Here is a 12,589-nt window from a genome sequence, read left to right on the forward strand (position 1 = left end):
AACGGCGAGCGCACCCGATCACGCCGACCCGGGCGGTGGGCGCGCCCGATCACGTGATCGGGCGCGGTCACCCACCGTTTTGGGATGGTGAGCGCACGCGATGGCTTGATCGGGTGCGGTCGCCGCCTGGGCCTCCGCCGGCGGAGGCCCTCGCCGCCGCCTGTGAGCGGTGAGGGTGGGCGGGAGGGGTGGGGAGTTGCGGGCGGCGAGAGTTAGGGGCGGCGGGAACGGAGGAGCAGGTGGCCGGCCGCGCCCAACGGCAGCAGGATCCAGAAAGAGACCAGGCGGTAGACGAGCACCACCGCGGCCGCCGGAGCCTCGGGGGCGCCCGCCGCGATCAGGGCGGCCAGCATCGTGGTCTCGATCAGGCCGATGCCGCCGGGGGTGATGGGGATCTGACGCACCAACTGCACGCCCAGGTAGATCACGGCCAGCCGGGTGATGTCCACGTCGGCGTGGCTCGCCTGGGCTGCGGCCAGGAGGCAGAGCATGTCGAGCAGCCAGTTCGCCACGCCGGCCAGGAGAGCTCCGGCCCACGTGGTCGCGGGGACCCCCTGGGCGGCGGTGCGGATCGGGGACAGACGGTCGGCCAGCCACCGGACCGGCGGGCCGGACCACCCGGACGCGCGACGGCGGGACAGGGCGACGGCGGCCGCCAGCAGGAGCACCAGCCCGGAAGTCAGGAGCACCGACCAGCCGAAGCCGTAGAGCAGGGCCAGCGCCACGAAGGAGACCAACCCGGACAGCAGGGTCACCGCCACCGCGACCGATTTTGACGCGCCGTGGCGGCGGAAGATCTGGAAGGCGTAGGCGGCGGAGACCGCGGAGCCGGCCGGTAGGGCCATGCTGATCGCGGAGCGGCTCAGGGTCAGGGCCACCGCAATCGCCGGGGGCATCCGGACGCCGAACCCGTGGAGCAGGCGGCGCTGCTGATCCGCGAACGCCACCTGGGAGAGCAGTCCCGCCGCCAGGGCCAGCGCCACCCAGCGGGCGTCCACCGCGGTCAGCGCCGCCAGCAGCGTGTCCGGGTCGGGCAGCTGCTCGCGCAGGGTGATCGCGGCCAGCACGGTCACCGCCACCACCAGCACGGCACGGATCAGCCGCCGGGCCCGCAGGCGAGGGCTCCGGGATCGCCGTGGAGAGACCGGCTCCGCAATCGTCGTCACGATCTTCAGCGTCGTCGGCCGGGGACGTTCCGTCGTCGTCCCAGCGCGGGCATGCGGTGTACCGCAGATGCGGTAGTCGAGGTGAGCACGCACGGACGGTAGCCGTGTGAGATCGATGTGACGTTGATGCCGGCTGGGTGCCCGCTCCATGCCCGGCCCGCGCACGGGGCCGGGGCGCGGGACGGGCCTGGAGTGGCAGCAGGGCCGCGCTCCGGGAGCCCGTGATGGAACGGGTAGTTCGTACCGTAAAGGAAGGCGCAAGCGAGTCACCGAGAGTGACCTACTTGCGGCGGTGGGGGAAGCTTGGCACCCTGTCAGGCCCGCTACCTCGGAGATCATCGTGACCGCCGCACCACCCCCGCTCTATCCGTGTCCCTGGTGTGGAAACACTGCGTCACTGCAGACCGGCTGTCCGGGGTGCGGGCGTGGGCCGGACGTGAACGCCGCCGAGGTCGTGCGGATGGATCATCTGATTGCCGGGATCGAGCGGCGACTGGGGCAGGTCCGGGATGCCGCGGCCGGGGTGGAGGTGCGGCTGCGGCAGCTCCGGGACGAGGCCGCGCAGATGGAGCGGCAGATCGCCGAGGCGCGGGCGATCCGGCATGCCCACGCGGCCCGGGTCATGATGCCGGGTCCCGTCCCGGTGATGCCGCCGCCGGCCCCGGCAGAACCGAGACTTTCCGCGCTGACCGTGCAGAACGTCCTGTTCGCGATGGGTGGGCTGCTGCTGCTGGTGGCGGCGGTCGTGTTCACCGCGGTGGCCTGGGTGCAGGTCGGGGTGGCCGGGCGCGCGTTGCTGCTGGCCGGGGCGACGGCCGCGGTGCTGGCGGTGCCGCCGCTGGCGGTCCGCAAGGGGCTGCGAGCAGCGGCGGAGACGCTGGCCGCGGTGGGTCTGTCGATGATTCTGCTGGACGGGTTCGCGGCCTGGGCCGTTGATCTCGCCGGGGTGCAGGCGCTCGACGGCGCGCTCTACGCGGCGGGGGTCTGCGTCGTCACCGCCGGTCTCGCTGTCGGGTACGCCCGGGCGACCGGCCTGACCGGACCGCGGGCGGCGGCGCTGGCCATCGCCCAGCCGGTCCTGCCGCTGATCGCCGGGTCGGTCGGCGCCGAACTGACCGGCTGGGTCCTCGCGCTGACCGGGGTGACCGTTCTTGATCTGGTGGTGTCGCGCCGGTGGACGACTCCTGAGGTCCGATGGGTCGCTCATCTGGGCGGTCTCGGGGCGGCCGGCCTGGCGCTGCTCCTCGGACTGGCCGACGTGATCCTCCAGGATGCGCCGCCGGCAGCCGCGCTCGCCGGGGCCGCGTCGACGCTGGTCGCCGTGGTCCTCACCGCCTGGGCGGTGCTGTCCGGCAACCGGGTGGCGCAGGGCATGGCCGGTGGCCTGCTCGTCGTCACGGCCGGGATCAGCGCCGCGTGGTGGACGCTGGCTTTCGAGGGTTCCGGGGCGATGCTGCGGGCGGCCCTGGTCGCGCTGGTGATAGCCGGCGCGGTCGTGCCGGCCCGCCGGATCGCGGCCGGTTCGGCGGCGCTGCGTCTCGGGCTGTGGGTGGGCGCGCTGGTCACCGGCGCGGTGCCGGCCGTGGCCGTGCTGGTCTGGACCCTGGTCGCGACGCTCCGCAGCACGGACGCCGCGTACCGGCTCGCCCGGATCGACGGCCTGTCCTGGGATCTTCCGCCGGCCGCGCTGGTGGTCGCCGGCACCGCGGTGCTGCTCCTCCCCTACCGCGGGGTGCGCCTCGACCTGACACTGGCCGGTACGGCGGTCGCCGTCCTGCTGGTCCCGGCGTCGTTCGGCCTGCCCTGGTGGACGGCCGCGGTCGCCGGGAGCACGGTGGCGGTCGCCGCGCTGCTGCTCGCGGTCCGCGGTTCGGTGCCGTTCCGGCTGGCGGTCAGTGGTGCCGGCATCCTGTTCGCGCTGGTCGTCGGGGCGGGTCAGGCCGCGGTGGCGGCCGGGGTCGGCGCGGTGATCGTGGTCGCCGGGCTGGGCACGGCGCTGATCGCGTACGCCGGCCCGCGCCGCAGTCCGGTCGGGGTGACCGCGGTGACGGCCGGCCTGGGCGCGCTGCCGCCGACGCTGTGGCTGGCCCTGATGGCGGCCGGCACCCCGGCTCCGGTCCGGGTCCGGGCGACGTTCGCGCTGGGTGCGGCCCTGACGGCGGCGGCTCCGGTCGTGGTACGGCTTCTCGGCGGGTACGCGCAAGCCGCCCGTGCCGTGGCCCTGATCGTGGTGTCGTCCGTCCCGCTGTGGTCGGCGTCCGGAACCGACCCCGTCGTCCTGTACGCGGCGGCCGCCCTGCCACTGATCGTGATCCTGCGTCCGGCGATCGCCACCGGGATCATCGCGGCGTTGCTGCCGGTGCTCGCCGTCGGTCTGCTGACCTTCACCGACCTGGCCGTGGTGCTGTTCGAGCCCTACACGACGCTTGACGTGCTCTGGTCCGGGCACGCCCCGGCCCAGTCTCCGGTGGCCTGGTCCTCGGTCGCGGCGCTGTTGATCGCCGCCCTCGCCGCCGCGCTCCTCCTGGCGCCGTCCGGGGTGCGTGCCGCCGCCCGGGCAGCGACCCCGCTGCTGGCCCTGGCCGGACCGCTCGCGATGGCGGCGGCCGGTGCGCCCTGGCCGGCGGTGCCGTTGACCGCCCTGATCATCGGGTTGTCCGGCCTCGTCGCGCTCGCCCTGACACCGTCGCGGACCGGGTGGGACGCCGGCCTCGCCGTGCTCTTCGCAGTGCTGACGGCGGCGGCGCTCGCCGGGTCGGCCGCGGTCCACGGGGTCACGCTGGCGGCGTTCGCCCTGCTGGTCACCGCCGCCGCGATCACCGGTGTGGCCGGGTGGCTGCCGGCGTCCCGGATCGCCGGCTGGCTGGCCGGGGCGGCGGCGCTGCTGGTCGTCGCGTACACGGCGTCCGACATGGCGGGGCTGGAGTCCGGTGGGGCGGGCCGGGCCGAACTCGCCGCGGCCCTCGTGATCGCCGGCGTCGAGTGGCTGCTCGCCACCCGCAGCGGGCACCCCCGGGAGGCCCGGGCCGTCGGGGCGGCCGCCCACGCGGCGGCCGTCGTCGCCCTGCTCGTCTCCGGCACCGCCGGACAGGCCGCGGTGATCGCCACCGTGTGGGCGGCGGTCCTCGCCGTCCGGGCGCTGCGCCGTAACGAGACGTCCCGGTTCGGCTGGTCTCTCGCGAGCGGGCTCACGGTGCTGCTCGGCTGGTGGCTGTTCCTGCTCTCCTCCGACGTCCGGCTGGTCGAGGCGTACACGCTGCCGGCCGCGATCCTGGCCCTGGTGGCGGGCTGGGCCGCACGCCGCGGAACGCCGGTGCCGTCGTGGGTCGCGTACGGTCCGGCGCTGGCCGCGGCGTTCGTCCCGACGATGGCGGTGACCCTGGGTGCGGCCGACCCGCAGTACCTGCGCCGCCTGCTCCTCGGGCTGGGTGCCCTGGCCGTGCTGGTCACCGGCGCCCGCGCCCGTCTGCAGGCGCCGGTCGTCGTCGGTGGCGCGGTGCTGACCCTGGTCGCGCTGCTGGAGATGGCCCGGTACTGGGATCTGGTGCCGCGCTGGGTGCCGCTGGCGCTGGGCGGCCTGCTGTTGGTCGGCATCGCCACCACCATGGAGCAGCGCCGCCGCGACGTGCAGCGGCTGCGCATCGCCGTCGGCCGGATGCAATGAAGATGGCGGATTTAACCGGGGCCGCCGCCTCAGCCGGCCTGTGACGGCGGCCCCGTTCCCAACCAGGTGTCACCATCGTGCCCGGTCGTCCCTGTTCTGAGGCAGGGCCGACCGGCCCTGGTGACGGGAGCACACCGGCCCTCACATCGACGGACGGGCCGTGGTGAGGCCGGGGTAACGGCGGTCGCACACTCGAGTGATGGCGACGAAACCCCCGCTCCCTAGCGTCGAGGGGACGACGATCCGGGGTTAAGGGGTTCATGTGGCTGCCGATGTCACCCAGGTGCGAACCGTGTGCGGGTACTGCGGGGTCGGCTGCGGCATGGTCCTCGACGTCGCGGCCGGGCCGGACGGGCGGGCCCGGGTGGTCAAGGCCACCGGTGACAGGCAGCATCCGGCCAACGCGGGACGGCTGTGCACGAAGGGCGCGACCAGCGCGGACCTGCTCAGCGCCGGCGGCCGGCTGGACTCCGCGCTGATCCGGGACGAGCGGGGGGCCGCGCCGCGCCGCAGCGGGGTGGACGCCGCGATCGACGAGACCGCCCGTCGGTTGCGGGCGATCGTCGACGAGCACGGGCCGGACGCCGTCGCGATGTACGTGTCCGGCCAGATGACCCTGGAGGCCCAGTATCTGGCGAACAAGCTGGTGAAGGGCTATCTCGGGACGAACAACATCGAGTCGAACTCGCGGCTGTGCATGGCCAGCGCGGGCACCGGTTACAAGACGTCGCTCGGTGCGGACGGGCCGCCCGGGTCGTACGACGATCTGGACCATGCGGACGTCTTCCTGGTGATCGGCTCGAACATGGCGGACTGCCACCCGATCCTGTTCCTGCGGATGATGGAGCGGGTCAAGGCCGGGGCGAAGCTGATCGTCGTCGACCCGCGGCGCACCGCGACCGCGGCCAAGGCGGACCTGTACCTGCCGATCCGTCCCGGGGCGGACCTGGCGCTGCTCAACGGCCTGCTGCACCTGATCACACCGGACCGGGAGTTCGTCGAGGCGTACACCGAGGGCTGGGACGTGATGCCGGAGTTCCTGGCCGACTATCCGCCGGACCGGGTGGCCGCGCTGACCGGGCTGGCCGAGGAGGACATCCGGACCGCGGCGGCGTGGATCGACGGGGCCGGGAACTGGGTCAGCCTGTGGACGATGGGCCTGAACCAGAGCACGCACGGCACCTGGAACACGAACGCCCTGGTCAACCTGCATCTGGCCACGGGCGCGATCTGCCGGACCGGTAGCGGTCCGTTCTCGCTCACCGGCCAGCCGAACGCGATGGGCGGCCGGGAGATGGGCTACATGGGCCCGGGACTGCCCGGCCAGCGGTCGGTGCTGGTCGCGGGCGACCGGGAGTTCACCGAACGGGTCTGGGACCTGCCCGCCGGGACGCTGCGCACCGACGTCGGCAAGGGCACCGTCGACATGTTCGAGCAGATGGCGGCCGGGCGGATCAAGGCCTGCTGGATCGTCTGCACGAACCCGGTCGCGTCGGTCGGCAACCGCCGCACGGTGATCGCCGGGCTGGAGGCCGCCGAACTCGTGATCACCCAGGACGCGTTCGCCGAGACCGAGACGAACGCGTACGCGGACATCGCCCTGCCCGCGGCGATGTGGTCGGAGACCGACGGCATCATGATCAACTCGGAGCGGAGCCTGTCCCTGGTCCACCCGGTGGTCGACCCGCCCGGCGAGGCCCTGCCCGACTGGCAGCTGATCGCGCGGGTCGCCGTCGCGATGGGTTACCGCGACGCCTTCACCTACACCGGCGCCGCCGAGATCCTCGAAGAGATCAAGACCTTTGCCAACCCCCAGACGGGGTACGACCTGAGCGGCGTCACGTACGAGCGGCTCGCGGGCGGGCCGGTGCAGTGGCCGGCCGCACCCGGTGGGCCGGACCGCAACCCCATCCGGTACCGCGACCCGGACCGGGGACTCCGGTTCGCCACCCCGAGCGGTCGTGCGGTGTTCCACGCCCGCCCGCACCTGGAACCGGCCGAGATGCCGGACGACGACTACCCGTTCACGCTGAACACCGGCCGTCTGCAGCACCAGTGGCACACCATGACCAAGACCGGGAAGATCGCCAAGCTGAACAGGCTCAATCCGGCGCCATTCGTGGAGATCCACCCGGACGACGCGGCAGCCCTCGGCATCGCCGACGGCGACCAGGTGGAGATCGCCTCCCGGCGCGGCCGGGCGGTCCTGCCCGCCACGGTCACCGACCGGGTCCGGCCGGGCGGCTGCTTCGCCCCGATGCACTGGAACGACCTGTTCGGCGAATATCTCAGCGTCAACGCGGTGACCAGCGACGCCGTCGACCCGATCTCGTTCCAGCCGGAACTCAAGGTGTGCGCGGTCGCCCTCACCCGCATCCCGACCCCCGCCCCGGCGTTGCCCGTCCCGGTCACCGCTGCTCCCACCATTTTCGGACTGGACCCGGCGCCACCGACTCTGAGCGACGATCAACGGCACTACCTGGCCGGATTCCTCGCCGGAGTGCCCGCTGAACGGACCGAGCCGCCCGTCCTCCCCACCAACGCGCCGTTCTCCCCGGCCACCGCCATGTGGATCAACGGCTGGCTCGGGAGTGCTCTGGGCGTACCCGAGAAGGCAGCGCAACCACCCACCGAGCCGGCGGCGGGCCCGGTACAGATCCTGTGGGCGTCGCAGACCGGCACCGCCGAGGAGTTCGCGCGTGACCTGGCCGGACGGCTGACCGGAATCGGGCGCCCGGTGACCGTGCTCGGCATGGACTCGGGCGTCGGCGACGTGCTCGACAGCGGCGCCGACCTGCTCGTGGTGACCAGCACGTTCGGTGACGGCGACGCGCCGGACAACGGCGACGCGTTCTGGCAGTCGCTCCGCGGCGAGGACGCGCCCCGGCTGGACGGACGCCGGTACGCGGTGCTGGCCTTCGGCGACTCCAGCTACGACGACTTCTGCGGACACGGCCGCCGTCTCGACGAACGTCTCGCCGAACTCGGCGCGACCCGGCTCGCCCCGCGGGCCGACTGCGAACCCGACTACGCCGACACCGCCGCCGGCTGGCTGACCAGCGTCGTCACCGCCCTGACCGCCGCACCGGTGCCCGCCCCCACGAAGGCCGCGCCGCTGACCGCCACACTGACCGGGAACCGCCTGCTCAGCCTGCCCGGCTCGGCGAAGGAGGTACGCCGGTTCACCCTCGACACCGGCGGCGGCCTGGACTACCGGGCCGGCGACGCGCTCGGGGTGTGGCCGGTCAACTGCCCGCACCTGGTTTCCGAGTGGCTGACCACCGCCGGGTTGTCCGCCGACGAGACGGTCGACCTGGACGGGCCGGTGGACCTGGGCACCGCGCTCGCCTCCCACCTCGACATCACCCGGATCACCCCGGACCTGCTGCGGTTCACCGCCGAACGGTCCGGCGCCGGCCACCTGAAGACCCTGCTGCGCGCCGACAACAAGGGCGAACTGGCGAAGTGGTCGTGGGGGCGGCAGGCGGTGGACGTGATCGCCGAACATCCGGTGCGGGCGTCCGCCCAGGAGTGGGTCGACGTGCTCAAACGCCTGCAGCCCCGGCTGTACTCGATCAGTTCCACCCCGCTGACCGATCCGGATCAGGTGAGCGTGACCGTGTCGGTGGTGCGGTTCGGCGCCCGTAAAGGCGTCTGCTCGGCGCACCTCGCGGACGCCCCGCCGCACGCCCCGATGCGGGTGTTCGTGCAGCGCGCCCCGCACTTCCGCCCACCCGCCGACCCGTCCACGCCGATGATCATGGTGGGGCCGGGGACCGGGGTCGCACCGTTCCTCGGCTTCCTCGAGGAGCGCCGGGCCGCGGGCGCGGACGGACGGAACTGGCTGTTCTTCGGGGAGCAGCAGGAGGCGACCGACTTCTACTATCGGGAGGAGCTGGCCGCGCTGACCGATGACGGCACCCTGACCCGGCTGGACCTGGCGTTCTCCCGAGACCAGCGGTCCAAGGTGTACGTCCAGGACCGGATGCGGGAACAGGGGGCGGCCGTGTGGGCGTGGCTGCAGGACGGTGCCCACTTCTACGTCTGCGGCGACGCCCACCGGATGGCCCGCGACGTCGACCGGACCCTGCGCGAGATCGCCGTCCAGCACGGCCGTCTCTCCGAGGGCGCCGCGTCCACATGGCTGAAACAGCTGGCAGCCGACAAGCGCTACGTCCGGGACGTCTACTGACAGAGATCGGTCTGAACCGGGAGCGGTTGACGCGGGTAGTCACCGTTGACGTGACAGCCCCGGAGGAGGCGACCGTGACCACCGCCGACCTGATCCTGATGGCCGACCGTATTCACACACTCGCGGAGAACGGACCGTGGACACCGACCGCGCTCGCCGTCACCGGCGGGACGATCAGCGCGCTGGGCGACCGGTCCGACGCCCGCCGGTGGCGGGGCCGGGACACCGAGGTGATCGACCTGGGCGACGCGACGATCACGCCGGGGCTGGTGGACGGGCACGCGCATCCGGTGATGGGCATCGGGCTCACGCGGGGTGTGGACCTGTCGTCCGTGCGTACCCTCGAAGGGTTGAAAGGCACGATGAAAGCCGCCGCACGCAACGGCGGCTGGGTCGAAGGGTGGGGTCTCGACCCCAACGTGTTCGCCGGGGCGCCGATCACGCACGCACCACTCGTCGAGGCGCTCGGGCCGGACGTGCCGGTGTTCCTGCTGCTCTTCGACGCGCATTCGGCGCTGGTCAGCCCGCGCGCACTGGAACTGGCCGGGATCAGCGGGCCGCGCCGGTTCGCGTCGGGCGCGAGTGTGGCCTGCGGCCCGGACGGTATGCCCACCGGCCATCTGCTGGAGATCGACGCGCTGGACCTGGTCCGGGAGCTGTTGCCGGACGACGACCCGGCGGACCGGCGGGAGCGGCTGCGGGACCTGATGCGGCGGATGGCGGCGAGCGGGCTGACCGCGGCGAACGCGATGGACTTCGAGGGCGACTCGCTGGAGCTGTTCCGGGCGCTCGAGGACGAGGGTGATCTGCCGCTGCGCTGGCGGTGCGCGCCGTTCGTGATGCCGGGTGCGGGCGCCGACGGGCTGGACGCGGTGATCGCGCAGCAGCGTCTGGCCGGGCGGCGCTGGCGGGTCGAGGGCGCCAAGTTCATGATCGACGGGACGGTGGACGGCGGCACCGCATGGCTGGAGGAGCCGGACAGCCACGGCGAGTCGACGGCGTGTTTCTGGCCGGACCCGGCGGACTACGCGGTGGCGGTGGGAAAACTAGCCGCCCACGGGATCCCGATCGTCACGCATGCGATCGGCGACGCGGGGATCCGGTTCGTGCTGGACACCTACGCGGAGCTGCCGCGCACATCGGCCGTCCCGAACCGGGTGGAACACCTGGAGACGATGCCGTCGGAACTGGTCGCCCGGCTGGCCGCGCTGGACGTGACGGCGAGCATGCAGCCCACCCACTGCACACACTGGACGCGCGCCGACCAGAGCGACAACTGGTCCAGCCGGCTCGGACCCGACCGGGCCGGGCGCGCGTTCCGGGCGCGTGACCTGCGGGATGCCGGTGCCCGGCTGGCGCTCGGGTCGGACTGGCCGATCGCGCCGTTCGACCCGCGGGGGATCGTCGCGGCGGCCCGGCTGCGGCGCCCGGCCGGTGATGCCGGGGTGGAACCGGTGCTGCCCGAGCAGGCACTGACCGCCCGGATGGCCTTGGAGGGATACACCGTCGCGGCGGCGGAGGCGGCCGGGCTCGGGGCGGTGGCGGGACGGCTGGTGCCGGGCCGCCGGGCGGATCTCACCGTGTTCGGGATGGATCCGCTGCGGTGCGACCCGGACGAGTTCGCCGAGGCCCCGGTGCGTCTGACCGTGGTCGACGGCCGGATCGCGTACCGGGGGAACTGATCTTCAGAAGAACCCGCCGGGACCACCCGGACCACCGGGGCCGCCATGGTGGTGGTGGCCGAGCAGCGTGTCGAAGAGCATCATGCCGCCGAGGGTGCCGGCACCGGCCGCCAGCGCGGTCTTCCACCACGGGGTGGAGTACCAGCCGGCCGGCATCGGGCGACCGTTCCGGTAGCCGCCCGGGTAGTAGTACGGGGTGGACGGTCCGGCCTGCGGCGCCACCCGGTACCCGTTGAGGTCCTGTTCCTCGGCGACCCGGCCGGCGCCCTGAGCCGCGGCGAGCGGCGGCAGTTCGGGACCGGGGTCGAGGCCGAGAGCGGTGCGGGCGGCCCGGACGTAGGCCAGGCCCTCGAGGGCGCTCTCGCGAGCCAGCCGGAACTGGGTGACCGTGGTGGCCCGGGCCAGTTGGGCGCCGGCTGCCTGGTGGCGTTCGGTCGCGTCGACCAGGGCCTGCCGCGCCGACGAGCCGTCGTCACGGAGATTCACGAGTTGGCCGCCGAGACGTTCGTACCAGCGCTGGGCATCGGCGCGCGCATCCGCCAAGGCCTCGTCGTCCCGGGCCGTGACGCCGTTGCGGCCTCTGGCCAGGAGGAGCGAGACACCGGCACCCATCAGGAGAAGGAGAACCAGAATCATCATGTGTTCGATGGTGGTCCGCTGATCTGGGCCTGCCCCAGCCGCGCCCTGTGCACCTGCTGTGCGGGGCACGGCCGGAAACAGACAGCGGGCACGGCCGGAAACAGACAGCGGGCGCGGCCGGAAAAGCCCGGGTGCGGCCGGGGAACAGCAGGTCAGCGGATCGGCGCGGTCTCGTCCTCGTCGGCGGCGTGCCGCGGGTGGGCGTGTCGCGGTGCCGTGGTGGGGGCGGCACGGCGGGTCACCAGGATCGCCCCGGCGATGATGAGGAGCAGCGCCAGCAGCGCCAGGGCGAGCGGGCCCCAGACACCGACCAGGAGCAGCTTCTGGCGGTTCGCCGACGCCGCGTCGGCGGACTTCGCCACGGTGTCGTCGGTGTACGTGAAGAGGGCGTCGAGCAGGGTCACCGACTGGCCGGTGTTGCCCACCAGGGTCTTGCTCTGCTTCTCCTGGACCCGGATGTACTGGCCGGTGGTCGGCTCCACCCAGACGGTGCGGGTGTTGGCGTAGGCGACCGAACCGCTGGTGGCGCCGGGCATGAGCTGGCCGAGGATGGCATCGAGGCGGTCCTTGGGGAGGTCCTGGCGGCCGTTCGTGATCTCCTGGACGAACTGGTAGGTCTCGAGCCCGCCGACCTCCTCGGTCTTGACGAATCGGGCCGGCTGGGCTTTCAGGATGTCCCGGTCGAAGATGTCGTAGCTCTTCTTCTCGGTGCCGAACGGGAACTTGTACATGTGGCCGGTGTACTTCACGCTCTGCCGGTTGCTGCCGGTGTCCAGCCACTGGCCGTTCCAGTCGCGGGCGGCGGCGGTCTGCCGGTCCACGGCGTACGAGGTGCTGTATGCGCTGACCACCTCGTTCGTGTCGGTGCGCACCACCTCCTGGCCGACCAGCCACACCAGGGCGCTGCCGTCCAGGTCGCCCTCGAGGTCGGCGGTGGTCTTCGCGTCCGGCTGGACGGTGACGGTGGAGCGCAGGGTGCCGGTGTCGACCTTGGCGACGCCATTGGTGATCTGCAGGAACTGCGCGTTCGGCGCCTCGGCGACCGATTGGGTGCGCTCCATGTCGTACGGCAGGCGGGCGGCGGCCGGGGCGACCACGAAGGCCAGGCCGCCGGCGAACACCAGCGCCAGGATGCCGAGGCCGAAGAGCACGGAACCGAGGACGCGGGACCTCATGGTGCCTCCACGAGTCAGTGAACGCGAGATTAAGAAAGGATTCGAGGAATGTAGATTTCCAAGCTTGCGGA

The 12,589-nt window shown here is 73.0% G+C and carries 6 protein-coding genes; 3 read left to right on the top strand and 3 right to left on the bottom strand.

Going from position 1 to position 12,589, the window contains the following annotated elements; genetic code table 11:
- Positions 1 to 212: 212 nt before the first annotated feature.
- Positions 213 to 1,166, bottom strand: coding sequence for a lysylphosphatidylglycerol synthase transmembrane domain-containing protein (locus QSK32_RS14435; RefSeq protein WP_169792389.1), 954 nt, complete (start codon positions 1,164 to 1,166; stop codon positions 213 to 215).
- Positions 1,167 to 1,626: 460 nt separating this feature from the next.
- On the opposite strand from QSK32_RS14435, the gene QSK32_RS14440 reads away from it, so the two are divergent.
- The 3 genes from QSK32_RS14440 (at position 1,627) to QSK32_RS14450 (ending at position 10,704) form a co-directional block, all read left to right on the top strand.
- Positions 1,627 to 4,830, top strand: coding sequence for an SCO7613 C-terminal domain-containing membrane protein (locus tag QSK32_RS14440; protein ID WP_285472198.1), 3,204 nt, complete (start codon positions 1,627 to 1,629; stop codon positions 4,828 to 4,830).
- Positions 4,831 to 5,092: 262 nt separating this feature from the next.
- Positions 5,093 to 9,022, top strand: a complete 3,930-nt coding sequence (locus QSK32_RS14445; RefSeq protein ID WP_285472199.1) for a bifunctional nitrate reductase/sulfite reductase flavoprotein subunit alpha — start codon at positions 5,093 to 5,095, stop codon at positions 9,020 to 9,022.
- Positions 9,023 to 9,072: 50 nt separating this feature from the next.
- The gene (locus QSK32_RS14450; protein ID WP_285472200.1) at positions 9,073 to 10,704 is read left to right on the top strand and encodes an amidohydrolase; all 1,632 of its coding nucleotides are present in this window, start codon (positions 9,073 to 9,075) and stop codon (positions 10,702 to 10,704) included.
- Between the two features lie 3 nt (positions 10,705 to 10,707).
- Here the strand turns inward: QSK32_RS14450 and QSK32_RS14455 are convergent, their stop codons facing one another.
- Positions 10,708 to 11,343, bottom strand: a complete 636-nt coding sequence (locus QSK32_RS14455; RefSeq protein WP_353050972.1) for a hypothetical protein — start codon at positions 11,341 to 11,343, stop codon at positions 10,708 to 10,710.
- A gap of 152 nt (positions 11,344 to 11,495) precedes the next feature.
- Complete coding sequence (gene pgfA, locus QSK32_RS14460; RefSeq protein WP_285472201.1) at positions 11,496 to 12,518, bottom strand: cell envelope lipid trafficking protein PgfA; 1,023 nt, start codon at positions 12,516 to 12,518, stop codon at positions 11,496 to 11,498.
- Positions 12,519 to 12,589: the final 71 nt, after the last annotated feature.

Origin of the sequence: Actinoplanes sp. NBRC 101535 (assembly GCF_030269225.1) — a bacterium.
Classification (GTDB): Bacteria; Actinomycetota; Actinomycetes; order Mycobacteriales; family Micromonosporaceae; genus Actinoplanes; species Actinoplanes rectilineatus.